The 25,105-nt window shown below is 34.4% G+C and carries 23 protein-coding genes; 3 read left to right on the forward strand and 20 right to left on the reverse strand.

The annotated features are described in order from the left end of the window. The first annotated feature begins 215 nt into the window (after positions 1-215). Positions 216-611 carry a VOC family protein gene (locus FEZ18_RS02205; RefSeq protein ID WP_153266805.1) on the forward strand — a complete coding sequence of 132 codons (396 nt, stop codon included), beginning with the start codon at positions 216-218 and terminating at the stop codon, positions 609-611. 68 nt (positions 612-679) lie between these two features. Here FEZ18_RS02205 and FEZ18_RS02210 read toward each other — a convergent pair whose 3' ends face one another. The 3 genes from FEZ18_RS02210 to FEZ18_RS02220 all read right to left on the reverse strand — a co-directional run bounded on the left by FEZ18_RS02210 (position 680) and on the right by FEZ18_RS02220 (position 3,532). Continuing rightward, positions 680-1,669 carry an MlaD family protein gene (locus FEZ18_RS02210; protein ID WP_153266806.1) on the reverse strand — a complete coding sequence of 330 codons (990 nt, stop codon included), beginning with the start codon at positions 1,667-1,669 and terminating at the stop codon, positions 680-682. Positions 1,670-1,978: 309 nt separating this feature from the next. Next, positions 1,979-2,758 carry an ABC transporter ATP-binding protein gene (locus FEZ18_RS02215; RefSeq protein ID WP_153266807.1) on the reverse strand — a complete coding sequence of 260 codons (780 nt, stop codon included), beginning with the start codon at positions 2,756-2,758 and terminating at the stop codon, positions 1,979-1,981. 3 nt (positions 2,759-2,761) lie between these two features. After that, positions 2,762-3,532, reverse strand: coding sequence for an MlaE family ABC transporter permease (locus FEZ18_RS02220; protein ID WP_153266808.1), 771 nt, complete (start codon positions 3,530-3,532; stop codon positions 2,762-2,764). Between the two features lie 134 nt (positions 3,533-3,666). Between FEZ18_RS02220 and FEZ18_RS02225 the strand changes: the two genes are divergently transcribed. Next, a complete protein-coding gene (locus FEZ18_RS02225; RefSeq protein ID WP_153266809.1) occupies positions 3,667-4,425 on the forward strand; it encodes a patatin-like phospholipase family protein in 759 nt (252 codons plus the stop codon). Between the two features lie 161 nt (positions 4,426-4,586). Here the strand turns inward: FEZ18_RS02225 and acs are convergent, their stop codons facing one another. The 17 genes from acs to rpsF form a co-directional block, all read right to left on the reverse strand. Then, positions 4,587-6,494 carry an acetate--CoA ligase gene (acs, locus tag FEZ18_RS02230; protein WP_153266810.1) on the reverse strand — a complete coding sequence of 636 codons (1,908 nt, stop codon included), beginning with the start codon at positions 6,492-6,494 and terminating at the stop codon, positions 4,587-4,589. Positions 6,495-6,538: 44 nt separating this feature from the next. After that, positions 6,539-8,467, reverse strand: a complete 1,929-nt coding sequence (gene nagB, locus FEZ18_RS02235) for a glucosamine-6-phosphate deaminase (protein ID WP_153266811.1) — start codon at positions 8,465-8,467, stop codon at positions 6,539-6,541. Positions 8,468-8,640: 173 nt separating this feature from the next. After that, entirely contained in the window at positions 8,641-9,954 is a 1,314-nt protein-coding gene (locus FEZ18_RS02240) for a sugar MFS transporter (protein WP_153266812.1), read from the reverse strand. 19 nt (positions 9,955-9,973) lie between these two features. Then, a complete protein-coding gene (locus FEZ18_RS02245) occupies positions 9,974-11,041 on the reverse strand; it encodes a phosphotransferase enzyme family protein (RefSeq protein WP_153266813.1) in 1,068 nt (355 codons plus the stop codon). After that, complete coding sequence (locus FEZ18_RS02250; RefSeq protein ID WP_153266814.1) at positions 11,042-11,944, reverse strand: NDP-sugar synthase; 903 nt, start codon at positions 11,942-11,944, stop codon at positions 11,042-11,044. Between the two features lie 366 nt (positions 11,945-12,310). Then, the gene (locus FEZ18_RS02255; RefSeq protein WP_194269505.1) at positions 12,311-12,946 is read right to left on the reverse strand and encodes a carbohydrate-binding family 9-like protein; all 636 of its coding nucleotides are present in this window, start codon (positions 12,944-12,946) and stop codon (positions 12,311-12,313) included. Between the two features lie 139 nt (positions 12,947-13,085). Further along, entirely contained in the window at positions 13,086-14,861 is a 1,776-nt protein-coding gene (locus FEZ18_RS02260) for a beta-N-acetylhexosaminidase (RefSeq protein WP_228122814.1), read from the reverse strand. A gap of 22 nt (positions 14,862-14,883) precedes the next feature. Continuing rightward, positions 14,884-17,154: a glycoside hydrolase family 2 TIM barrel-domain containing protein gene (locus tag FEZ18_RS02265; RefSeq protein ID WP_228122817.1), complete on the reverse strand. Its 2,271-nt coding sequence runs from the start codon at positions 17,152-17,154 to the stop codon at positions 14,884-14,886. Further along, positions 17,081-18,223, reverse strand: coding sequence for a sugar-binding domain-containing protein (locus FEZ18_RS14625; RefSeq protein ID WP_228122819.1), 1,143 nt, complete (start codon positions 18,221-18,223; stop codon positions 17,081-17,083). Before FEZ18_RS14625 ends, FEZ18_RS02265 begins: the two co-directional genes overlap by 74 nt. A 296-nt stretch (positions 18,224-18,519) precedes the next feature. Next, positions 18,520-19,893 carry a histidine--tRNA ligase gene (gene hisS, locus FEZ18_RS02270; RefSeq protein ID WP_153266817.1) on the reverse strand — a complete coding sequence of 458 codons (1,374 nt, stop codon included), beginning with the start codon at positions 19,891-19,893 and terminating at the stop codon, positions 18,520-18,522. A gap of 191 nt (positions 19,894-20,084) precedes the next feature. Then, the gene (locus FEZ18_RS02275; protein ID WP_153266818.1) at positions 20,085-20,498 is read right to left on the reverse strand and encodes a type II toxin-antitoxin system VapC family toxin; all 414 of its coding nucleotides are present in this window, start codon (positions 20,496-20,498) and stop codon (positions 20,085-20,087) included. Further along, positions 20,499-20,750 carry a DUF6364 family protein gene (locus tag FEZ18_RS02280; RefSeq protein ID WP_153266819.1) on the reverse strand — a complete coding sequence of 84 codons (252 nt, stop codon included), beginning with the start codon at positions 20,748-20,750 and terminating at the stop codon, positions 20,499-20,501. Between the two features lie 783 nt (positions 20,751-21,533). Continuing rightward, positions 21,534-22,001 (reverse strand): DUF6495 family protein, encoded by a 468-nt coding sequence (locus FEZ18_RS02285; protein ID WP_153266820.1) that lies wholly within the window; start codon positions 21,999-22,001, stop codon positions 21,534-21,536. 18 nt (positions 22,002-22,019) lie between these two features. Then, positions 22,020-22,907 (reverse strand): glycerophosphodiester phosphodiesterase family protein, encoded by an 888-nt coding sequence (locus tag FEZ18_RS02290; protein WP_153266821.1) that lies wholly within the window; start codon positions 22,905-22,907, stop codon positions 22,020-22,022. Between the two features lie 73 nt (positions 22,908-22,980). Then, the gene (gene rplI / locus FEZ18_RS02295; protein WP_153266822.1) at positions 22,981-23,424 is read right to left on the reverse strand and encodes a 50S ribosomal protein L9; all 444 of its coding nucleotides are present in this window, start codon (positions 23,422-23,424) and stop codon (positions 22,981-22,983) included. A 13-nt stretch (positions 23,425-23,437) separates the two neighbouring features. Beyond that, positions 23,438-23,734, reverse strand: a complete 297-nt coding sequence (gene rpsR, locus FEZ18_RS02300; RefSeq protein WP_153266823.1) for a 30S ribosomal protein S18 — start codon at positions 23,732-23,734, stop codon at positions 23,438-23,440. A gap of 2 nt (positions 23,735-23,736) precedes the next feature. Further along, positions 23,737-24,075, reverse strand: a complete 339-nt coding sequence (gene rpsF / locus FEZ18_RS02305; protein WP_153266824.1) for a 30S ribosomal protein S6 — start codon at positions 24,073-24,075, stop codon at positions 23,737-23,739. A 201-nt stretch (positions 24,076-24,276) separates the two neighbouring features. Between rpsF and FEZ18_RS02310 the strand changes: the two genes are divergently transcribed. Continuing rightward, the gene (locus FEZ18_RS02310) at positions 24,277-24,972 is read left to right on the forward strand and encodes a LytR/AlgR family response regulator transcription factor (protein ID WP_153266825.1); all 696 of its coding nucleotides are present in this window, start codon (positions 24,277-24,279) and stop codon (positions 24,970-24,972) included. The last annotated feature ends 133 nt before the right edge of the window (positions 24,973-25,105 follow it).

The raw sequence follows: 25,105 nt of genomic DNA on the forward strand, positions 1-25,105 counted from the left end.
TCGATATGCTGGCCTTAGGACTTTAAGATTTAGGACATCAGACTAAAACACTTGTGATAATAATTTTTGTTTTAGGAGTAATCGATATATCAAAATTTCATCAATCGAGAGTCTTACGTGCTTTTTTCCGATGTTAAATTCACTAAATAAAAATTCCTTCCCACTCAATTAATGGTTGAACCAATAAAAAGCAATAACAAAAAAAAACTGCAAGTATGAAATACGCATACACCATACTCTATGTCGAAAACGTCATGGAAACGATTGAATTCTATGAAAAAGCATTTGAGTTTAGGCGAAAATTTATGACACCTGAAAACGATTACGGAGAATTAATTACCGGTGAAACCACAATCGCATTTGCTTCAACAGAATTGGGAAACTCGAATTTTAAAAACGGATTTGAGAAAATAAATAAATCAGGAAAACCATTTGGCGTCGAATTAGCCTTTACAACCGAAAATATAGAAAGGGATTTTCAAAACGCAATAAAATCAGGAGCAACCGAATTTGAGCCTCTTACCGAAAAACCTTGGGGACAAAAGGTAGGTTATTTAAGAGATAATAATGGATTTCTAATTGAAATCTGTACACCAATCAAAAAGCAATGAAAATTTTGAAACAAAATTAACTATAGTGCCTGTCCACTCCACTAACCACAAGCAACCATGATATCTTTTTAATCATTACTGTTTTTTGCAGCCTTTTTTTGTTGGCGCTCTAATTTTTTAAAATAGCCTCGAGTTAAAAAGTTATGCTTAAAAGCTTCCATATTTTCATTAAATTTAGCGGTTCCTTCATTAACACTTTTAATGGTTTCTTTCAGGTTTTCCACCAATTCTTTATCGTTAGACAAATAATTTAAAGCGCCTTCCCCTTCTTTTACATTTATTATGGTTTCATTTAAATTATTAATAACAGTGTTTATTTCTTGACTAGAGGTATTAAGATTAGAAATTATATTTTTAACGCTATTTGCTGCATCGGGATTGTTTAAAAATACGCCAGCAACACTTTCATCCATATCAATTGTATTAAGAATGGAATTAACCTCTTGGATTGTTCTATTCGTGTTTGCACTTACTATTTTTAGATTTTGTACAGTTTGCTTAATATCCTTAGCGACAACCGTATCGTTAATTAACATCCCTAATGTACCTTCTCCTCTATTTATAGCTCTTGTAATCTCCAATAATTCGGCTGTTAGTAATGCCGCATTCTCGTTAGTGACACTTAAGGTATTTAGCATGTTATCGGCTCCTATTTTAGAATAAGATCGTATACTATCGCCTGAGGCAATAACACCAGCCTTGCCTTTTCCTGGAATAATATTAACAATCTTATTACCTACCAAACCATCGGTAGTGATAGTGGCTATAGCATCTTTTTTTATATGTTTTACCATATTCTGTTCAATAACCATATCCACCTTCACGGTAGAATCGTTAATCATGGAAATGGATTTTACCGTCCCTACATTAATTCCAGAAAACCGCACATTATTGCCATGCATTAAACCGTTAACACTATTAAAATGCGCACTAATATGAAATGTTTTAGCAAACATATTCTGACGTTCTCCTATAACGTAAACAGCAACCACAAAAAGCAGTAATGCCACAATAACGAAAACACCCAATTTCATTTTTTCACTAGTTGTTTTATCCATTGTTTTCTTTTTTTTAGAATCGTTTTATTAATTTAATTCATGTTTACCTGTTGATACAAATTAAACAACCAACCTCAACAGATTCACTTACAGTAAACTTACCATGTAAAGTCACAATCCATTTCTTTCCCGCCCATATTTCGGTATAACATAAAACCATAATTTTGGCTATGCTTTGATTTTAGCTCACGCCCATATTATAGTAAAATAACGAGTTCGTGAATCTGCGATTTCTATCTCATCTGAGCAAAAAATAATTCAAATTAACAATACGACATTTCAAAATTAAATTGGTCTTATTTATAATATTCATTTAAAAAATGCTTTTACGTTTTCATCTATAGAGCTCGCTAAATCACTAAAATTACCTTCGGCGTAGTTAACCCCATTTACCAATAAAATAATACGCTCAGACACTACTCTGGCACAATCTACGTCGTGCGTTATAATAAGTGATGATGTTTTATATTCCTTCTGAATTTTACGCATAAGTGCAATAATCTCTTTAGAAGTTATGGGGTCTAAGCCACTAGTTGGCTCATCATACAGAATTATTTTAGGTTTAAGTATTATGGCTCTGGCTAAGGCGATACGACGTTTCATACCTCCAGAAAGTTCGGCTGGCATTAAATTTATCGCTTCTACTAAGCCTACACTTTTAAGGGTCTCAAGAATTAATTTTTCCATATCTGCCTCACCTCTAAATTTGTTTTTATGTCGTCTTAAAGGGAACTCTAAATTCTCCCTTACCGTCATCGAATCGTATAAAGCACTGCCTTGAAACAAATATCCTATTTCGGTACGTAAATCATTTAAAGCATTGCGATTTAAATTTGTAATATCCTTACCCATTACCTTAATACTTCCTGAATCTGCCTGCATTAATCCCACTAAGCATTTAATCATAACCGATTTGCCCGAACCCGATTTGCCCATTAAAACAAGATTCTCACCTTCAAAAAGGTTTAAATTAAATCCTTTTAAAACATGATTATCTCCAAAAGATTTTTTCAAGTCTTTAATTTCAAGCACGCAATTTCTAGAGCTTAAAGATTCTGTGTTTTCGTGTATGATTTGTGTGTGATTCATGGTTTAAATTTCAAAAAATATATCGGTTACAAATACAGCGATAAAGTCAATTATAAAAAGTAACATGGATGAGAATACGACCGCCGAGTTTGCGGCTAAACCCACACCTACAGTCCCTTTTTTACAATAATAACCTTTAAAACACCCTACCAAGCCAATAGCAAATCCGAAGAAAAACGTTTTTATTGTAGCAGGAATAAGATCTCCAAAGCCCAAAGCATTAAACACTTGATTAAAATACAATTGAAACGATACTGCCCCTTTAGCATTTTCTACCAGAAAAGAGCCAAATAATGCTATAGCATCCCCTAGAATAACCAATAAAGGCAACATAAGCGTGGCAGCTAAAACTCTTGTTACAACCAAATACTTAAAGGGATTGGTTCCAGAGACTTCCATGGCATCAATTTGTTCGGTAACCCGCATAGAGCCCAATTCTGCTCCAATTCCAGAGGCTATTCTACCCGCAAAAGTTAAGGCAATAATTACAGGCCCTATCTCTCTAACTATAGAAATGCTAACCATAGAAGGCATCCAAGATGCTGCTCCAAATTCTTCTAAAGTTGGTCGGGTTTGTAAAGTTATAACTAAACCTATAATAAAACCCGTTACAGCAACTAGTAAAATAGATCGATACCCAATACTATAACATTGTCTTATAAGGGCCTTAAATTCAAAAGGGCGAGAAAAAAGCTCTTTAAAAAATCGACTAGCAAAATAAGAAAGTTCGCCAATTTCAACAAAAAACGATTTTATATTAAGGGATTTTAGCATGTAACATGTATTCTAATTTAGAAAAATATGATTTTATGTGTAGGTGTAAAATGATTAAAATCATATCCCGACTGATACTTGTCATGTTATAAATTTTGTTTTCTGCTTATTTTCGACGTTTAAAGTAAAAAAACATGCAAATAGGGTTGGTTTTATCTGGCGGTGGTACGCGTGGTGTTGCTCATATTGGCGTAATAAAAGCTCTGGAAGAGCACAACATTCACCCCACCCATATTGCGGGCACAAGCGCTGGTGCTATTGTAGGAGGCATGTATGCTTATGGATGCAGCTACGAAGCAATTTTTAAGTTTTTTAAAGATACTAATGCCTTAGATATTACTAAATATGCTATAAATAAGCCAGGTTTTATCGATTCAGAAAAATTTTATGCCGATTTTAAAACCTATATAAAAAATGATGATTTTAAGTTTCTTAAAAAAGAGCTTTATATCACAGCAACAGATATTTTAGAAGGCACACTCAAAATCTTTGATCAGGGCGAGTTAATTAAACCTATTTTAGCGTCGGCAACCGTTCCTGGAATATTTGCACCTTTAAAAATAGGACATTCGTATTATATTGATGGCGGCATACTCAATAACTTTCCTGTAGATGTATTACGGGATAAATGCGACAAAATTATTGGGGTTAATATTAACGCATTTGAAAAAACCTCTATAAAAGATTTAAAGCACTCTTATAGCATTATTGAACGTGCTTTTAAATTAAAATTCATTAAAGAAGACCGCGAGAAATTTAAGGACTGTGACCTGTTAATTGCTCCTAAAGCATTAAGTAAATACGGCACATTCGATAAAAAAAATTTAGATCGCATTTTTAAATTAGGCTATGATGCAACGATAAAAGCCTTAGAGGATAGTAAAATTTTCTAACCGAATTAAAAACTTAGGTATAAAACTAAAAAACTCAAAGCTTATCGCCTTGAGTTTTTTTCTAACATACCATTAATTCAATTTTAAGATAGTAAAATATTGGTATGAATACCAAATTAACCAAACGACATTTCAAAATTAAATTGGTTTAACGCTTAAAACTAGAGTACATTATCCATAATATCTTTCACTATTTCTGGGTTTTGTAGTGTAGACGTATCGCCCAAATTACTCGTGTCGTTACTAGCTATTTTTCTTAGTATACGTCGCATAATTTTTCCCGATCGTGTTTTTGGTAAACCGTCTGTAAACTGTATTTTATCTAGTTTTGCAATTGGCCCAATATGTTCGGTAATAATTTGATTTATTTCTTTCCTTAAATTGTCTTGATTTCTACTTTCTCCAGTATCTTTTAAAGTAACATAGCCGTATAAAGCATTACCTTTAACATCGTGAGGAAAACCAACAATAGCCGATTCTGCAACAGCAGGATGTTCGTTTACAGCATCTTCAATAGGTGCAGATCCCAAATTGTGTCCTGAAACTATAATTATATCGTCTACTCTACCCGTAATTCTGTAGTAGCCAACCTCATCTCTTAAGGCGCCATCACCAGTAAAGTATTTACCCTTATAGGTAGAGAAATAGGTTTCTTCATAACGTTCGTGATTTCCCCAAATGCTGCGTGCCATTGATGGCCATGGAAATCTAATACATAACTTACCTTCAACTTGATTTTCGGTTAATTTTGTACCATCTTCACCCATTAAAACAGGCTGAATACCAATAAACGGTAAGGTGGCATAAGTAGGTTTTGTTGGTGTTACAAACGGTATAGGAGTAATCATTATCCCTCCTGTCTCGGTTTGCCACCAGGTATCTACAATCGGACTCTTCTTTTTACCAACATTATCGTTGTACCAATGCCAGGCTTCTTCGTTAATAGGTTCTCCAACAGAACCAAGAACCTTTAATGAGGATAAATCGTATTTATTAATCAAATCGTTACCTTGTCTTGCTAAAGCACGAATGGCCGTTGGTGCGGTGTAAAATTGATTGACCTTATGCTTGTCTACAATGTCCCAAAAACGACCATAATCTGGGTAGCTCGGCACGCCCTCAAACATTAGAGTAGTCGCTCCGTTTAATAATGGACCGTAAACAATATAACTATGCCCTGTTATCCAACCGATATCTGCGGTACACCAATACACGTCATTTTCTTTGTACTGAAATACGTTTTTAAAACTATAGGCGGTATATACCATATACCCTCCAGTTGTATGCACCATGCCTTTTGGTTGCCCTGTAGATCCAGAGGTATATAAAATAAATAAAGGATCTTCTGCTTCCATAATCTCAATGTCACAAACATTAGAAGCTTCATCTAGAAGCGGCTGTATCCATTTATCGCGACCAGCTTTCATATGTACATCCGAGTGAATGCGTTTTACCACTAGGGTAGTCTCAACGCCAGGGCATTGTTCAAGAGCTTCGTCTACAATGCCTTTTAAATCAATAGTTTTTGCTCCTCTGTAAGAACCATCACTAGTTATTACAAGCTTACAATCACTATCGTTAACCCTTGAAGCTATGGCTGTAGACGAGAATCCAGCGAATATTACAGAATGTATGGCTCCAATTCTAGCACAAGCTAAAATAGCTATAGCCAACTCCGGAATCATAGGTAAATAAATACAAACTCTATCGCCTTTTTTTATGCCTTGATTTTTTAAAACGTTAGCAAATTTATTTACCCGCTCGTGTAGCTGTTTGTAAGTTATGTGCTCGGCTGGGTCTTTAGGATCGTTAGACTCGAATAGTATAGCCGTTTTATCGCCTCGTGTAGAAAGATGCCTATCAATACAGTTTTCTGTAATGTTTAGCTGCGCACCTTCAAACCATTTGACTTTAGGTTTTTCAAAACTCCAGCTTAAGACTTCGCTCCATTTTTTTCGCCATAAAAAATGTTCTTCAGCAATCTCTTCCCAAAATTTTTCAGGTTCTTGCACAGATTTTCTATACACTTGATAGTACTCTTCTAAATGCTTAATATGATAATTGCTCATGTCTTTTATGTTTTAAAAGTTAATAAAAAAATTTAAGTTAAATATTAAAAATGCCATCTAACAAAGGCTTCCATAGCAGCATAATGTGCTAAACCTAGTTGATCGTATAAGTTTGCTGTTTCTTTATTTCTATCCTCGGCACGTTGCCAAAATTCTCTACTATCAGATCCTTGAAATACAACACCATCTTTTTGCGATTGATGTTTAAAGATACCTTTTCTTTTCTCCAGGACTTGGTCTGGTCCCATTGGTACCGCCATTTCAATCTCATCGATACCCCATTCTTGCCAAGCGCCTCTGTACAGCCACACCCAACAATCGTCCATGAATTTTTCAGACTTTAAGTTTCTCACTGCTGCAAAAACAGCATCTAAACAGACTTTATGTGTGCCATGCGGATCGGCTAAATCGCCAGCGGCATATATTTGATGTGGTTTGACTTTTGCAATAAGATCTTCTGTCATCTTAATATCTTCTTCACCTAATGGATTTTTTTCAATAGTTCCAGTTTCGTAAAATGGCAATTCCATAAAATGAATTTGCTCATCTGGAATACCAACAAAATGGCAAGTAGATCGTGCTTCTCCTTTTCTTATTAACCCCTTTATGTATCGCACTTCAGGGATATCAATTTCACTCGATTTTTTATTTTTCAGAAAGTTAACCGCCTTGTTATAAATGCTTAACGCCTCATCACTTTCAATACCAAATTTTTCATTATAATCACAAACAAAACTGGCAAAACGCAAGGCTTCATCGTCTGCTACAGCGATATTTCCGGAGGTTTGATAAGCCACATGTACTTCATGTCCTTGCTCGTGCAACCTTTTAAATGTACCTCCCATACTAATAATATCATCGTCTGGATGCGGACTAAAAATGATAACTCGTTTTTTAACAGGTTCTGCACGTTCGGGACGTTTACTATCGTCTGCATTGGGTTTGCCACCAGGCCACCCTGTAATTGTATTTTGTAATTTATTAAATATTTTAATGTTTATATCGTACGCTGGTCCAGAATCTGCTAACAAATCACTCATTCCGTTTTCAATATAGTCGGCATCTGTTAGCATTAAAATAGGCTTATTAACATGAATCGCTAAACTTAACACCGCTTTTCTGATGAGTTTATTCGTCCACACAATCTTTTCGACTAACCACGGAGTATCGATTCTAGTAAGTTTAGATGCCGCTGCCTGGTCTAACACAAAAGTAGCGTTTCTGTGTTCTTGCAAATAAGAAGCTGGAACACGACTAGTTACTGGTCCTTCTGCCGAGGCCTTAATAATGTTAGATTTACTTTCGCCCCATGCTAACAGGATAACCTGCTTGGCCTCCATTATTTTTTTTACTCCAATGGTAATTGCGGTTCTGGGCGTATTATTTAAGCCAGAAAAATCTTTACTTGCCGCAACTCTGGTGATGTGATCTAGAGCTACCAAACGCGTTTTAGAATTTTGAAGGGAACCCGATTCGTTAAAACCAATATGACCGTTACCTCCAATACCTAGAATCTGCAAATCGATACCGCCTAAGGCATCTATTTTAGCCTCAAATTGATCGCAGTAACTTCTAATATCTTCTTTAGCTAAAGTACCATCTGGAATATGACAGTTTTCTGGTAAAATATCCACATGATTAAATAAATGCTCCTGCATAAAGCGCACATAACTGTGTATAGAATCGGGCTCCATGGGATAATATTCATCTAAATTGAATGATATCACGTTTTTAAAACTCAAGCCTTCTTCTTTATGCAAGCGCACTAATTCGGCATACAAGCCCTTTGGTGAAGACCCCGTTGCTAAACCCAAAACACATGGTTCATTTTTAGATTGCTTATCTTTTATAAGTTTTGCTATCTCATTAGCAACTGCTGCAGATGCTGTTATTGAGTTTTCGTAAACAACAGTACCTATATTTTCAAATCTTTTCTCGAAACCTGTTGCTTTGTCTATACTGCTTTCTAACATTATTTTGGTTTTTTAGTTTTATTAATTTTTAAATCTCTCCTTAATACTAGAGCTTTATTTAGCATTGTTTTACAACCTATTTTATGCTATTTTATTATTCTTAGTCTCCTAATCTCTTACGCATCCAAAGTTACAAATGGAACAATTACCGTGAATTAGTTATACTTTTGGCGTCACTTCCAATTTTTAATTCGATGTCCCCAAACAGCAAAAAACAAAATAATCGCATAACAAGGAATTAAAATCCAGTAACTACTAGTTGAAGCTGTCGCAATGGCTTCGGTTTCATTTAAACCTGTAACAACCAATTCGTGTTTACTAGCATCCACTATTCTACCATATAATGGTGGTATTATTGCACCTCCAGAAATAGCCATAATTAATAAGGCCGAAGCTGTTTTAGTAAATTTACCTAACCCATCTAAAGTTAAAGGCCATATTGCTGGCCATACTAGTGCATTTGCAATTCCTAAAGCAGCAACAAATAGGATAGACGTAAATCCTGTAGTGTAAATAATACAGAAACTAAAAATAATACCTAAAATAGCACTTCCCTTTAACGCCGTTTTTTGAGTTATATATTTAGGGATTAATAAAACTCCTGCTGCATAGGTGCCCACCATAGCCATTAGGGTATACGTTGTAAAAAACTTGGCCTCTTCGCCAGAAAAACCAAGAGATAAACCATAAGCAATAATTGTATCGCCAGCGATTACTTCTGCCCCAACATAAACAAATAAGGCCAATACACCTAGCCATAAATGCGGGAATTGAAAAATACTAGTTTTTGTACTTTTTCCCGCCGCTTCTGCTTCCACGTCTTCAGCTTCAACGTGGGGCAAAGGTGCTTTTCTAATTAAAAGGCTAAATATAAATAAAACAGCTGCCATAACAATATAAGGAGTATATACACTGTTGGCTGTCGCATCGAGAAGCACACTTTTCTCTTCTAATGATATTGTTTTTAGCTTCTCTTGAACCTCGTCAATTCCAGAAAGCAATAACGCTCCAAAAATAATTGATCCTAAAGCACCTGCTACCTTATTTGCTATTCCCATCATGGCCATACGCTTCGCTCCACTTTCTATAGGACCTAAGATTGTGATATAAGGATTTGCAGCAGTTTGACAAATAGTCATACCCACACCTTGAATAAAAATGGCTAATAAAAATACCCAATAGGTTCTAGCCTCGGCTGCAGGTATAAAGACCAATGCTCCCAAAGCCATAACAAACAAACCCAAAGACATCCCTTTACGATAGCCTATTTTATTAATTATAAACGAGGCTGGAAGTGCCATAACCACAAAAGAAATGTAAGATGCCGATGCTACCCAATAAGACTGCGCCTCAGTTAATTCATTTATGGTTTTCATAAATGGTATTAAAGCACTATTGATCCAGGTTACAAACCCGAAAATAGCAAACATGCCACCAATTATAATAATAGGCACTAAGGTTTTATTTGAATTTGTATTGTGCTTCATATATTTACTAATTTAAAATTTATAGCTGATTATATCTATCTGTAAAACTGTCTATGAGTTTAAATTGATTTTTTGCACGATCGAAATTGTGCTCTTGGTATTTGGTCTTATAATAAATATCGTTATTTAAATAATCGGTTAAAAACCTTAAAGCCATAATAAATGTCATGGTTTTTGCTGCCAACGGAAGGTAATCGATTTCTGTTGGTGTTAGCGTATCATTCATTTTTTCTAAAAATCCTTTTTTGTAAGCCTTGTAATAATCCAAATTAAACTCGACGATATCTAAATTGGTTTCATCTTCGGCTGCGGTATTACAAATGGTTCTAATAGCATCTCCAAAATCGTAGTGAACAATACCAGGCATCACGGTATCGGTATCAATTACACAAAGCCCTTTATTATTTTTTGAGAATAGGGCGTTCGATATTTTAGTATCGTTATGAGTTACGCGCAATGGGATGTCTCCCGACTCCTTTAAGTGTTGAAGAATATGCATTTCTTCTTTCATATCTGCAACGCGTTCTATATATAATTTCGCATGATCAAGACGTTGTTTCGAAGCGGAATTAAGGGCACTTTCAAACTGAGCATATCGAAATGACATATCGTGAAATTTTGGTATAACTTCAGTTAATTTCGACACCGGAAAATCGTGTGTTAAATTTAAAAACTCGCCAAACAATTTACCACCTTCAAAAGCAATTTCTTCATCTTTAACCGTTTCGTAGGTATAACTATTGTCGATATAATACATTAAATTCCAATAATTCCCGTCGTCTCCTCTATAATAAGCTTGATCTGCTTTAGTTTTCACGAAAGACAAAACGCGCCTATTCAACTCGTTTTGAGGCAAATGCTTGAGCTTTTCTTTAACATGAAGGCTAACATGAAGTTTATTGTTAATTAAACCTGGAACATCTTTAAAGATGTTATGATTAACACGTTGTAATATAAAATAAGGTTTGTTTTTTGTGGTGACTAAATAAGTATCGTTAATATGACCTGATTCCAATTCATGATGCTTAACAAACGTACTGTCATGTTTAAATTGATTAAAAATAAATTCTACCTTTTCTGCAATCATCTACCAAAGTTTTTTTGGGTATTCTCCCTTTATTTTTAATGCCTTTATGGCTTGCTCAACGGTTTTCTTATCTTCTTTATAGGTTACACCAAACCATTTAGAATCCGATTTTAAAACCTGAACAGTTGCCTTTCCCGATTTAATAATCTCGTTTACAATAGTAGGAATGAAAAATTCGGCTTTCAAATTGGTTTGGTTATTTTCTAAAAACGTTTTGAATAAACCTTCTCCAAAATCAAAAATATTTGGAGTAAACCCCCAGAAATTCATTGAAACGACCGTGTTTTCATCAATAGGCACAAAACTCCCATCGTTGTCTTTTCGCATCAATTTACCATCTATTTTTTCAATATGGGTACGCTCGGTGACATCGGTTAAAAATTGGTTTTCATCTACTTGACATTCACCTCTGGAGACATAGCCATGTTCTGAAATTGTATTTTTCAAGAAATAAGCCATGGTGGCAAACTCATAAGACGCAGTGTCCATGGCTTTTAAAGCTTTCGCCATTACAGCAAACGCTTCTTTACCATAAAAATCGTCTCCATTTATAACGGCAAAATTTTCTTTTACAACCTCCTTGGCCATTAAAAGTGCATGTCCCGTTCCCCAAGGTTTAACCCGTTCTGGTTGTATGTATTTTTCTGGAACATTTTCTAACTCTTGGTAAACATAATCAACCTCTGCTCTACCCTGTAATTTTTTACCAATATTTTCTTTAAACTCGGCCTCGAAGCTCTTTCTTATAATAAATACAAATTTACCAAAACCCGCTTGCAACGCGTCGTAAATAGAAAAATCGATAATCGTGTCGCCTTCTTCTGTAAAGCTGTCTAATTGTTTTAATCCTCCATAGCGACTCCCCATGCCAGCAGCTAAAATTACGAGTGTTGGTTTTTTCATCTGGTACTTATTAGTAAAAAGTGATTTCTGAATTTTAAAAATACATTTGTAACTTAAAAAACAGCTGGGTTAAAATATTTCAAAGGAAACAAATCTAACAATAAATTTTTCAATAAAAAAAGGATGTTTAAAACAATCTTTTAGAACACAAATAGTTGAGGTCATCAACATTTACGGCTCTTTAGGTGTTTTATTCTGTTTCGAAATATGTTGAAACCTGATAACTGTTTAAATTAAGCGCTTGCAAATGTTTAAAACTTAATACTTAATTTTCATGTGCTATGACCTCATATAAACCATGCAAAACAATCTTAACATATCTTTTACCCATTTAATTTTGAATGTGGTATAGTTAATTTGGTATTACTACTCCAATTTTAAAACTCCAAAAGACGACGCATTATGGAAGTCTGGAGACTCGGTTTTAGGGTCCACCCAAGTTATCCAAGTGGGTTTATAACTTCCATCTGCTTGTTTACGGTATTTAGCGCGATAAAGTCCTGTTTGAATAATCCCGTCATTTAGTAATTTAAAGGTTTTTAACGAAGACAAACTTATAGCGCCTTCAACCTTGAAATAATTTTCCGTTTTAACAGATTCTACAACAATATCTTTAGCCGGCCAGTGCCAATTAAAATCAAAATTTTTATCAGATTTGGCACGAAAATCCATAATTCTTGGCGTTGGGTCTATTTCTAAACAATAATATGGATTTAAGTTTTTATCTGATCTAAAAAAAAGCTCAACGCGATCGGAATTATTAATGCTATTATAAGTATCGTCTAAACGATCTACATAAACTGCATTGTCGAAAACTTTAAAGCTAAAATACAAATGCGTTTTGCTGTAAAGCACCCTAAATTCTATTTTATTAACAGCACTCTTATCCCATGGCGAATTGAAATCGCAAAGGACTTCAGCCTTTTCCCATGCTATATTATTGTCTAACCCACAGCGACTTGGCGCCTTAACTGCAACAGGATTTACCTTGTATGTTTTCAAAACTATTTGTGTGTTTTTGAGATTAAAAGACGTGTTAATTAGCCCTTTATTTTAATATACAGTACTTAAAAAAACACACCCACTTATAAGCTTATAAATGGATGCGTGAATATAATACTAGGTGTTTTCAATACTTAGATTAATTATTTTCAGTTTGATTAACTTTAATATTCTTTTCCTTTTGAAAAGTGTGCTTAGCATAATTTAATTCTAGGGCATCATAGCGTGCTCTAAATGTGTTTAATCTGTTGCTAAAATCGTCCCAATCTCTGGTTTCTTTGGCCGACCATACCACTTCAGACAACGCTGTCATTCGAGGTAAAATCATGTATTCAACATGATTGGTAGTCTTCATATATTCGGTCCACACGTTACCTTGCGCCCCTAAAATAAATTGGTGTTTATTGGCATCTAATTCTTCTGGAGTAGGCTCGTATGCATAAACATCGGCAACTGTTGTTTTTCCACCAATTGCTAGCGGCTCATTTGCTTTATCTTCTGTTTGAAAATGATCGAAATAACAAGAATGTCCTGGTGTCATAATGACATCGTGGCTCTGTTTAGCAGCTTCAATACCACCTTGAGTACCTCGCCAAGACATTACCGTTGCATTTGGTGCTAAGCCACCCTCTAAAATTTCATCCCAACCAATAATTTGTTTTCCTTTAGAATTTAAGTATTTCTCTATACGTGTAATAAAATAACTCTGTAATTCATGCTCATCTTTTAAGCCTTCATTTTTAATACGGTATTGACAACTTGTACATCTTTTCCAATTTTCTTTTGGGCATTCATCACCACCAATGTGAATATATGTAGAGGGAAACAACGCAATAACTTCGTCTAAAACATCTTCAAGAAAGTTAAAAGTTTTTTCACTTCCAGCACAATATACATCATCAAAAACGCCCCAAGTTTCTTGAACAATTTTGGGGGTTCCAGCCGCTTGAATTTCTCGTCCCTTTTTCGACCCCATACCTCCAGTTACAACCGTGGGTTCATCTGGAAAACAACTTAAGTAAGGGTATGCTGCAATCGCCGCACTACTATGCCCTGGTAATTCTATTTCTGGAATAACGGTAACATGTTTTTTAGAGGCATAAGCCACGATTTCTCTAATATCATCTTGAGTATAAAAACCTCCGTATTTTTTTTGATCGTTCCCTGTACCAGGATGGCGCCCTATTATTGTGCCTTGTCTCCAAGCTCCAACCTCTGTAAGTTTTGGGTATTTTTTTATCTCAATTCTCCAACCTTGATCTTCGGTTAAGTGCCAATGAAACGTATTCATTTTATGCATGGCAATTAAATCGATATATTTTTTTATAAATTCCTTTGGAAAAAAGTGGCGTGCTACATCGAGGTGCATGCCTCTGTAACGGTATCTTGGATTGTCTGAAATAGCTACGGCAGGAATGGTTAATTCTTTTACACTGCTATCTTTAGATTCGACACTTGCAGGCATTAATTGCCTTAGGGTTTGAATACCATAAAACACACCTTTAGGGTTTTTCCCAGATATTTTAATGGTATCGAACGAAACATTTAAAGTATAAGCCTCTTCGTTTTCAATTGTGTCGTCTAGTTTTAGAATAATATTTCCTTGTGCTTCGGATGAAAAACCCACAGACTTTCCTGTTGCAGCATTTAATAGACTTGCCAAAAACTCACCTTCATTCTTTAAAGCCGAACTACCAGTAATTTTTGTGTTTTCGTTCACTAAAAACTTACCAGAAAGCATATTTAATTCCAATGGTTTTGGAATAATTTGATAATCTTCAGGGGTGTTTTTTATATCCTTGTAGTTATTGGTACAAGAAAAAGCTAGTAAACTAAGTAGTGCAATAATCGAAATCCTCATGGTTTGAAATACTTTATTTTGGTTTATAAATATAATCTTTATTTTTATGATCATGACTTATTAAAAACTTTGAATACTATTGCTTAGCACCATAATTTTTGCTCATTTTTATGAAATCTTGCTTAGTTTTATTTTGAAAAGGGATTAAATAAAAACTATAGCTATGCATGTCATTGCTTTTTAATTGATATTTCTTTTGGGGTTTCGAATACCAACTATCGTCACCCCCAACACCACGTTGATCTAAATCGATATTTAACTGTATTAAATCTTTTTCTTTGATGTCTGTTGTGTGCTTTGAGGTGTTTATCTCTGGAATTCCATCTATTCTGTATTTAAGTTCTAGCGTATTCGAGTTCCCATAATCCAACCCAGCTGTGGCGTCAAAATCTTCGTTTTCCATATGAAGGGCACTCACACCTAAACCTTCACGCACATGAGCTGCAACAACCAATAATCCGTTATTATTACCGTTGGAAAATGCCACCCATCTCACATTGGTTTTATAGCCGTTTTCTTGTGGTCTGATGTAAGGGACGTATTGATCTGCAACTTTCGATTGGTACAAATCTACAAATGCCGATGCTTTTCTATCTTGATAATTCTCCCATGGACCACGGCCAAAATAGGTCATACTATCAAATTCTTTTTGAATTTGCATACGCATACCCACTCGTGGTATATCTCCTTTATATTCGCTCGCATTTAAAGTGTTCTCTATTTTTATCACCCCATTATTGTGAAACGTATATACCGATTCGAAAGCAGTTTCCACACCAGGTAAATTATAAGTAACAAATAATTGAATGGCGCCATTAGACAGCTTTACTTGGGCTAATTTTGATACTTCAAAAAACAAAGAAGCCTTTTTCCACTCTATATTATTAACGTGCATTTTGTTACCAAAATCATTATCTGTAAGTCCGCGCCAAAAATTTGGTTTTGGGCCTTTTTCATCTTTTAACAGTTCTTTGCCCTCGTATATGTAAGATGTTATATATCCTTTAGATTGATTAAAAACTGTTTTAAAGTTAGCGTTAGATATAACCGTCTCATCACCCTGCTTTACAACCTTTAGCTCTGCTTTAGTCGATTGATTTGTAGTTTGTATTTTGTATTTTTCGTTTAAAGGAATTTGCTCGCGCGCTACTTCAAAACCTTTTGGTAATAAGCTCCAATCGGTTTTAGTTGTAGCCGATAGATGTACAAAATACTCGGTATTTGGTAAAAACTCAATACCATCAAGACTTAAACGAATAAGTTTACCCGTATTAGGTTCTACTTTAATAGTTTCAACTTCTATGGTTTTTAATGGGTTTCCATCTGCCTTAATGGTAGCGGTAATATTAAAATTTTCAAGATCAGTGAAATCGTATAAGTTCTCTACTAATACTCTTAACTCGTTATATTTATTTAAACCTTTGTTTTTAAAATTAATAAACTCGTGTGCCTTTTTAACCTCATGTAAAGCCGGCTGTGGTGTGCGATCTGGAAATACGATACCATTATTTAAAAAGGTATTATCTGATGGCATATTTTCGCCATAATCACCGCCATAGGCATAAAAACGCTCGCCTTTTTCGTTAGTTTTCCAGATAGATTGATCTACCCAATCCCAAATAAATCCGCCCTGTAGATTATCGTATTGTTCAATAATATCCCAGTAGTCTTGAAAATTACCTGTACTATTTCCCATGGCATGCGCATACTCACTAGGTATAAAAGGCCTGTCGGTTTTAGACCGTCCTATCTCCTCAAAACGTGCCGGACTTGGGTATTGTGGTACAATAATATCGGTGTTTGTATCCATATCATACAAAGTGCCATCACGGTCTTTGTAAGGTCGCTCGTACTGCACCGGGCGCTTGGTGTTATCTATAGCCTTTATGGCATCGTAACCCGCAAAAAAGTTAATACCATTTCCGCCTTCATTGCCCATAGACCAAATAATGACTGAAGGATGATTTTTATCGCGCTCCACCATTCTTACCATGCGTTCAACATGTGCCTTTTGCCATTCTGGTTTTTTAGCTAAAGAGTGTTTCCCGTAATACATACCATGAGACTCAATATTGGCCTCGTCTACCACATATATACCGTAAATATCACATAGCTCGTAAAACCTTCTGCCTCTTGGATAATGACTTAGTCTTACCGCATTTATATTGTTTTCTTTCCATAGACGCATGTCTTTCATCATCATCTCTTCAGACATAACGTGCCCCGTTTCAGGATCGGTTTCTTGAGCATTAACTCCTTTTAAGGTAATGCGTTTACCATTTAAAAGTAATAATCCGTTTTTTAATTTCAACTGTTCTAAATCCGATTTTAGTCGGAATAACTTCAAAAACATGATCTTTTTTATCTTTTAAAGTAATTATTAAATCGTATAAATTGGGATGTTCTGCGCTCCATGGTTTCACTAGCGGTATTTCTGCTTTAAAATTAACATTCATCTTATTATTAGAACCCACTAAAACTGGTAAAGATTTCGAAGCGATTTGCCTCTCATTGTCATCTAATAGTTTAAAGTTAACCTCTATATTTTCATTTTTTGAAAAATGATTTTTTAAAGTCACTTCTACATTGAGTAAACCGTTAATATACGCACCGTCTAGCACAGAAACCACCTCAAAATCTTTAACTCTAATTTTTGGTTGAGCATAAATATAAACACTGCGCTCTATCCCACTAATTCGCCAAAAATCTTGACCTTCGAGATACGAACCATCCGTCCATCTAAATATTTGGATGGCTATGGTATTATTGCCCACTTTTGCTGCCTTGGTAATATTAAATTCTGCAGGTAATTTACTGCCTTGAGAATACCCAATATACTCACCATTTAACCATACAAAACCACCAGATTTCATGGCTCCAATATGCAAAAACAGCTCTTTATCTCCCCAAGATTCATCAATTTGAAAATCTCTACGGTAAGACCCCACAGGATTGTATTGATCTGGTACATCGCCTGGGTTTTTAGGGTATATTCTATCTACCAATTCCATATCTTCTGCAATTGGGGCTTTATAATCGGCAAATTCATATTGATGATTGACATAAATAGGAATACCATAACCTTCAACTTCCCAATTAGACGGCACTTTGATATTGTCCCAGTTTGAAACGTCTTCGTTAGGATTCATAAAAGTTGTAGGTCTGTCTTTTGGGTTTTTCACCCAATTAAACCTCCATAAACCATCTAAACTCTGCCATAAACCGTTGGTACGATTTAAGGCCTCTTTTTCTGAGGTGTATGACGTAAAGGATGCTCGGGCGTCCAATTTATTTTCACCAATAATCTCTGGGTTTTCTATATATAATTGATAGTCTGTAATCGGGTTTTTACTCTGACTATTCAAAGCGAAAAAACTAATGCATGCACAAATGGCTAAGAGGTGTTTTAAGATCATGAACTCGATATTTATTTAAAAATAATTTTTACTGAAATGTGAAAAAACGCATTATAAAATCAAAAGTTGAAGTGATTTTTACACAGCTCGAAACTACTGAAAATTTTAAAATAAATAAAAAGGGAAGAAAATAATTATGGTATCGCAGCTTTAAACACAAAAAAGCTTGATAAAAACCAATAAAATGGTCTAATATCAAGCTTTTTAATAAGGTTTTATTATGGCATAAAACCTGTATACAACCAGAGCTAAACTAGGTTTGATGTCGTTTTATAACTGGTATAAACACCCAAAAGTTACTTATTAATTTTAGAAATTAATGCCTCGAGAGACACCTTATTTTGCTCTCCAGAAACCATATCTTTTAAGGTGTACGTATTAGAGTTAATTTCTTCTTCACCAACTAAAACTACGAACGGAATAGCCCGTTTATTAGCATGATTCATTTGTTTTTTCATTTTGGTCGCGTCTGGATACAACTCGGCATTTATACCCTGTAAACGCAGTTCCTTAATCGCTTTTAAACTAAATAAGGCCTCTTTATCGCCAAAATTAATGAATAGAACCTCTATGTTTTTAGAAACTGTTTCTGGGAATAATCCGAGTTCTTCAAGTACTAAATAGATACGGTCTAGGCCAAAACTAATACCAACACCACTAACATCTTTCATACCAAAAATACCAGTTAAATCGTCGTAGCGTCCGCCACCGCCAATAGAGCCCATTTTAACCTGTTCTGGAGCTGCCACCTCAAAAATAGCCCCTGTGTAATAGTTTAAACCACGTGCTAAAGTAACGTCGAGTTGCAAGGTTGCCGTGGATAAACCTAATTCTGAAATGGCATCATTTATAAACGCCAATTCTTCAATCCCTTTTTTACCAGCTTCGGAGGTGTTCAGAATACTTTTCAAGCCTTCTATTTGAGATTCGAAAGATCCAGACAAATTAAATAAGGGTTGTAATTTAGAAATCCCAGCTTCCGAAATACCTTTAGAAAGCATTTCTTCTTTAACCTTCTCTTCACCAATTTTATCAAGCTTATCGAGTGCCACCGTAAAATCGATTAATTTATCGGACGCGCCAATAACCTCGGCAATACCAGAGAGTATTTTTCTATTGTTAATTTTAATGATTACCCCTTCTAATTTTAAAGCTGAAAACACCGTATCGTAAAGCTGAATAAACTCCACTTCTTGCCACAGGCTTTTGCTTCCAACCACATCGGCATCGCATTGGTAGAACTCTCTGAAACGTCCTTTTTGTGGTCTATCGGCACGCCAAACAGGTTGAATTTGGTAGCGTTTAAAAGGGAATTCTATGTCGTTTTGGTGTTGCACGACGTAACGTGCAAAGGGTACGGTTAAGTCGTAACGGAGTGCTTTTTCTGAGATGGATGCTGTGATTTTACTAGAGTCTTTTTCGAGATAGGCTTGTTCGTTAGCTTTCGATAAAAAATCACCAGAATTTAAAATCTTAAAAATTAATCGGTCGCCTTCTTCGCCATATTTTCCCATCAAGGTATCTGAGTTTTCAAAACTTGGGGTTTCAATAGGTTGAAATCCGAAAGTTTCAAAAGCACCACGAATGGTGTTAAAAATATAATTTCGTTTGGCCACTTGCTCTGGATTAAAATCTCTTGTGCCTTTTGGAATACTTGGTTTTTGAGCCATGTTAATGATCTGCAAAAGCAGTTTTATTTTTTATTTTTTATAATTTATTTATTGATGGTTTCCGCATCGTACCTTTTGGTTTGTGATGGTGTGATGTGGAAACCATTTTATTGTTTGTTGTGTCTTTGCTAAATCAAATCTAGAAAAGTATTATAAACGAACTAGAGATTAATTAAACTCAGTTTTTTACTTTATCTTCCTACTAAATAAGTTTGAGGTGTTAAAATAGCTAATTCACTCTTTTTAAAATCTTTTAAATTTCTTGTAAGAATAATTTTAATTTCCCCGTCTTCTATTGCTGAAAAATTTTGTAATGCATCTTCAAAATCTTTAAATTCAGAATTCAAAGCTTTTATGACCGCATTTTTATCAATTTTCACAATGTCGATAATGTTGAGAAGTTGTTTAATTCTATCAATTACTATATGGTGCTTTCCCGCCTTTCTTAACAAATAGTAAACATTAGAAATTATAACAGGGGTTGTATATCCCTTTATTTCTTTTTCTGCACAAAGATTTAGAATCTCTGCTGAGTAGTCTGAAAACGGTTTTCTGTCGAAAAATAAATCAAGTAGAACATCGGTGTCGATTAGAACTTTTTCCATTTACAAATATTTTTGTTCTAATCGATTTTTGAGCTCTTTTTTATAAGCCATATCTTTTGGCATTTTGAAAGAACCTCTAAGCGATTTTACAGCAGGATTTAGTTTTTTATTTCTACTATTCTCTTCTTCTTGAGTAAGCAGTTTTAAATAGTTTTCAATAATATCAGACAAACTACGATTTTTTGCTTTAGCATAATTTTTAGCTTTTTCGATTATTTCTCTTTCTATCGTTAATGTCAATTTTGTGTTCATAAATAACCAGATTGTGATTTAATGATTATAAAGTTACAAAATAATTTTAATATACGTGTTGGTGTTATTTTTTTTACACGTGTCAATTTAACAATAATTAGAGCTATTTATTTTTATTTATCTTGGTGCTTTAATTTGATCGGTTATTGAAAGAGGTAAGAAATATAGTTTTCTTTTAGTAACATCCACAGTTCTATAATACCAAGTTGAACCATCGGGTGTGCAACCCAGCAGGTATTCAAATTCACTAAGCTTTTTTATTTGGTACTCACCACAAACTTTGAAATCATTTTCTAATATTATTTTACCTAATGTAAAGAATTCATCACTGTTTGGTCCTCTCCAATCGTAAACAATAGCTTTTTGATAAATACTAGGCCCATATGCATCCGAATTCTCACAACCCCTAGATAAAAAAAGAGTTAGCACAAAAATTAGAACCCCTGCAAATATCCAAACACATCCGTTTGACTTTTTTTCTTATATCCACATTTAGGACATGTACTAGCGGTATCACTAATATTTTCGTTGAATTCTGAACAAATAACTAAAGCCATAATTTTAAATTTAATGTATATACAAAAATATATAATGCAAACGTCTTTACCCCCTTTTCGCTAGAAAAAAAGTAAGATAATCATTTCAATTAGTCCATAATTTTAAAAATAGAACTAACCAATAAAAAGATTGCCACGTCGTGCCTCCTCGCAATGACAATAAAGAGAGATAAATCTAATCTTCAATTGTCAACTTTAATAAATTAAATAGGATAAACAACAACCTTTAATTTATAATCTTATAAAAATACTTATACAAATCGCCTTTAGTAATCACCGCTCCTTGTTCAATCATTTTAAATTTATCCAGGTTCTTATCTTCGGTATAATCTTTATAAGCTTGTAAAAATTCCACATTGTCGTCCATTAAATTTTCGCGCAGCCAGTTATAACCTTCTTTGGTGGTAATATCGATTTCATTCTTCAAATTAACCACTATGGCATGCATTTTATCGTCGGCTAAATGAAATAAATACATGTGTTGTGGAGAAATATGTTCTAAATATTCTGCCTTATTTAAGGCGCCTTCCCAGATTAAATCGCTAAAAACATCCAGTTCCATTTCGGCTAATTCAGGCTTATTTTGTTTCAGATTTTCCCACTCTTCAGCAGTCACCGATTGTGTCGCCAGAAAATTAATAAATTCTTGATGTAATTCTTCAAATTGCTCTTTGGTAAGTCTTGCGTATTTCATGTTCTCTTATACGTTTAATTATTTTACAGTATTTAACGCTGCAGCTGCTTGAAACGGTCGGTCTGTGGCCATGATATCTATACCCATATTATGCCAAACCCCATATAATGAATCCCCTTTAGTAGCGGCCTGTTTGTCTAAATTTCCTAAAGTGCCCAGCATGGTTTTAATACCTAATTTATGAATATTATCATACAATTCAATATCAGACAACATCGTGCCAGTAAAGGCTAACATATTTTGTGTTGGTACATTGGCAGCCAATAACCCCGCGAGTTCTTTATGATTTCTAGCCGATACCGATAACAGCAAATCGGGCGCCAATTCGTGTGCCTTAACGGCTTGACTAACATCGTAAGTGATTATGATCGAAATATCTTCTGCCCGATGTTCTCTTATGGTATTAATCACCTCATCCACCTTAACGCTTCGTTTAATATCTACGGTAAGGACCACTTTATTTTTCTTTGCCCAATTTAGCACATCTATAAATTTGGGTATTTTATAGTCCGTTTCATTACCGAAATCGTCAACCAAATTGAAATCTAATAATTCTTCGTAGGTGTACCTATCTAATCTGTCAAACCCCGTTGTTGTGCGGTCTAACGAGTTGTCATGCATAAGCACTAAAACATCATCTTTGGTTTTGGCAACATCTATTTCGAAAATCGCATAAATACTATCGTTTATATATTTTATGGTTTCTAAACAATTTTCTGGATAATTTTCAAGACCTACACCACCGCGATGCACGCTTATTAGCGGGTCTGCATTTGCGTTGTACTTAAATTGATTAATAAGTTTAGAAACTACTAACTCATTGTTTTGTGCTGTATCTATTTTGGATGCTGAATCCTTACATGATACAAAGATTATGGCGAATAACAGAAATGTAAAACGTATCATAGCTATAAGTATAAAATTAAAAAAACCGTTTAGAAAAGCATCTAAACGGTTTAACTATATGGTAATTTAAAGCTTATGCTTGTGCAATAACTTCAAATTCTAAATCTACAGATACTTCTCTGTGTAAACGAACTACAGCAGTGTATTTACCCAATCGCTTTACAGTTGTAAGCGAAATGAATTTTTTGTCGATAGACTGGCCTTCTTTATCTAAAGCTGCCGCAACATCAATGTTGTTTACCGAGCCAAATAATTTATCGCCCGTACCAACTTTAGCAGGTATTTTAATTTCTAATGCTTTTAACGCTTCTGCAATTTTATTCGCATCGTCAATAATTTTCTTTTCTTTAAAAGCACGTTGCTTTAAGTTTTCTGCTAATACTTTTTTAGCAGAAGCCGTAGCTAAAACAGCTTTCTTTTGGGGAATTAAAAAATTTCTACCATAACCGTTCTTAACTGTTACAACATCGTCTTTAAATCCTAAATTTTCAACGTCTTGTTTTAATATAAGTTCCATTGTTATGTGTATTTTATTTTAATAAATCTCCTACGTAAGGCATCAAGGCTAAGTGGCGTGCTCTTTTTACAGCAACAGCAACTTTTCTTTGATACTTTAACGATGTTCCTGTTAAACGACGTGGTAAAATTTTACCTTGCTCGTTTATAAATCGCATTAAAAAATCTGCATCTTTGTAATCAACATACTTGATTCCAGATTTTTGAAACATACAATACTTCTTCTTCTTGTTTGTATCGATATTAAGAGGAGTTAAATATCTAATTTCTCCGTCTTTTTTTCCTTTGGATTGTTGTTCTATTGATGACATAATTAAGCTTTTTGTTTAAGTTTTTCTCGTCTTCGTTCTGCCCAAGATATAGCGTGTTTATCTAACGCTACAGTTAAATAACGCATAAAACGCTCATCACGTCTAAACTCTAATTCTAAAGGCTCGATTACTTCACCAGGTACAGTGTACTCAAACAAGTGATAAAACCCACTTTTCTTTTTCTGAATTGGGTAAGCTAATTTTTTTAGACCCCAGTCTTCTTTAGCTATCATCTTAGCACCGTTAGAAACAAGAAAATCTTCGTATTTCTTTACTGTCTCCTTTATCTGTTCTTCAGATAAAACGGGATTTAAGATGAAAACAGTTTCATAATGATTCATAAAAATTGTTTTTTATTATTAAAAATTGGCTGCAAAATTAGTTATTTCTACCGTTACAAACAAAAATATTTCATTTATATTTTCAGTTTTTTAAAAAATCAATAAAATTATAACTAATCAAAAACACTTCACCGATGATTATAGGATTTTTACCGAATTTATTGTATTTTTGTACCTGCCTTAACTGAAATAAAAAGTGTTATGACATTAAACTGTGTAGTAGTAGACGATTCGGCCTTACAACGTCTCTCCATCGTTAAGTTAGTCGAGAACCATCCAGCTCTCAACTTAGTAGCTGAATACAGCAGTGCTTTAGAGACCAAAAATGGTTTAAATACGCAACAAGTAGATTTAATTTTCTTGGATATAGAAATGCCCGTATTAAATGGGTTCGAACTCTTGGATGTCTTAAAAAACAAACCTCAAATAATTTTTGTTACTGGCAAAACCGAATATGCTTTTAAAGCCTTTAATTACGACGCTACCGATTATTTGCATAAACCTATTACCAGAGAACGCTTTAATGCTTCTGTAGACAAAGCTTTAGATCATCACAAATTAACTTTAGATTTTAAAGAAGAAGAAGGGGAACACATTTTTGTAAAAAGCAACCTTAAAAAACGTAAAGTATATATTAAGGACATTAAATGGATTGAAGCCCTTGGTGATTATGTAAAATTAGTTACAGAAGACACCAGTTTAGTTGTTTTATCTACAATGAAGTCTTTTGAAAAAGAATTACCAGAAGATAAATTTTTAAGAATTCACAAATCTTACATTGTTAATCTTGATAAAATAGATAGATTTAATAGTAAAAATGTTGAAGTTGGTGCTTATGAGATTCCATTAAGCAGAAACAAAAAAACACAGCTGGTTGAAGCTTTAAATAATATCTAGAAGCTAAGCGATATTAAACCAAACTTGTTCTGGTTATCTTCTTCAGTATTTAACAAAAATATACCGGCATCCCGATTTTTATTGAGGTGATATACCTTATACCAAATTAGCCATGTCATGCCGCATATAATTT

Source organism: Oceanihabitans sp. IOP_32 (assembly GCF_009498295.1).
Taxonomy (GTDB): domain Bacteria; phylum Bacteroidota; class Bacteroidia; order Flavobacteriales; family Flavobacteriaceae; genus Wocania; species Wocania indica.

Excerpts from the sequence above, each read along its gene's own strand:
- FEZ18_RS14625 (WP_228122819.1), bottom strand. The coding sequence starts at position 18,223 with ATGATCTTAAAACACCTCTTAGCCATTTGTGCATGCATTAGTTTTTTC.
- nagB (WP_153266811.1), bottom strand. The coding sequence starts at position 8,467 with ATGTTAGAAAGCAGTATAGACAAAGCAACAGGTTTCGAGAAAAGATTT.
- FEZ18_RS02225 (WP_153266809.1), top strand. The coding sequence starts at position 3,667 with ATGCAAATAGGGTTGGTTTTATCTGGCGGTGGTACGCGTGGTGTTGCT.
- FEZ18_RS02285 (WP_153266820.1), bottom strand. The coding sequence starts at position 22,001 with ATGAAATACGCAAGACTTACCAAAGAGCAATTTGAAGAATTACATCAA.
- FEZ18_RS02215 (WP_153266807.1), bottom strand. The coding sequence starts at position 2,758 with ATGAATCACACACAAATCATACACGAAAACACAGAATCTTTAAGCTCT.
- FEZ18_RS02240 (WP_153266812.1), bottom strand. The coding sequence starts at position 9,954 with ATGAAGCACAATACAAATTCAAATAAAACCTTAGTGCCTATTATTATA.
- acs (WP_153266810.1), bottom strand. The coding sequence starts at position 6,494 with ATGAGCAATTATCATATTAAGCATTTAGAAGAGTACTATCAAGTGTAT.
- FEZ18_RS02260 (WP_228122814.1), bottom strand. The coding sequence starts at position 14,861 with ATGATCATAAAAATAAAGATTATATTTATAAACCAAAATAAAGTATTT.
- FEZ18_RS02250 (WP_153266814.1), bottom strand. The coding sequence starts at position 11,944 with ATGAAAAAACCAACACTCGTAATTTTAGCTGCTGGCATGGGGAGTCGC.
- FEZ18_RS02210 (WP_153266806.1), bottom strand. The coding sequence starts at position 1,669 with ATGGATAAAACAACTAGTGAAAAAATGAAATTGGGTGTTTTCGTTATT.
- FEZ18_RS02245 (WP_153266813.1), bottom strand. The coding sequence starts at position 11,041 with ATGATTGCAGAAAAGGTAGAATTTATTTTTAATCAATTTAAACATGAC.
- FEZ18_RS02205 (WP_153266805.1), top strand. The coding sequence starts at position 216 with ATGAAATACGCATACACCATACTCTATGTCGAAAACGTCATGGAAACG.
- FEZ18_RS02290 (WP_153266821.1), bottom strand. The coding sequence starts at position 22,907 with ATGATACGTTTTACATTTCTGTTATTCGCCATAATCTTTGTATCATGT.
- FEZ18_RS02275 (WP_153266818.1), bottom strand. The coding sequence starts at position 20,498 with ATGGAAAAAGTTCTAATCGACACCGATGTTCTACTTGATTTATTTTTC.
- rplI (WP_153266822.1), bottom strand. The coding sequence starts at position 23,424 with ATGGAACTTATATTAAAACAAGACGTTGAAAATTTAGGATTTAAAGAC.
- rpsR (WP_153266823.1), bottom strand. The coding sequence starts at position 23,734 with ATGTCATCAATAGAACAACAATCCAAAGGAAAAAAAGACGGAGAAATT.
- FEZ18_RS02220 (WP_153266808.1), bottom strand. The coding sequence starts at position 3,532 with ATGCTAAAATCCCTTAATATAAAATCGTTTTTTGTTGAAATTGGCGAA.
- FEZ18_RS02280 (WP_153266819.1), bottom strand. The coding sequence starts at position 20,750 with ATGAACACAAAATTGACATTAACGATAGAAAGAGAAATAATCGAAAAA.
- hisS (WP_153266817.1), bottom strand. The coding sequence starts at position 19,893 with ATGGCTCAAAAACCAAGTATTCCAAAAGGCACAAGAGATTTTAATCCA.
- FEZ18_RS02310 (WP_153266825.1), top strand. The coding sequence starts at position 24,277 with ATGACATTAAACTGTGTAGTAGTAGACGATTCGGCCTTACAACGTCTC.
- rpsF (WP_153266824.1), bottom strand. The coding sequence starts at position 24,075 with ATGAATCATTATGAAACTGTTTTCATCTTAAATCCCGTTTTATCTGAA.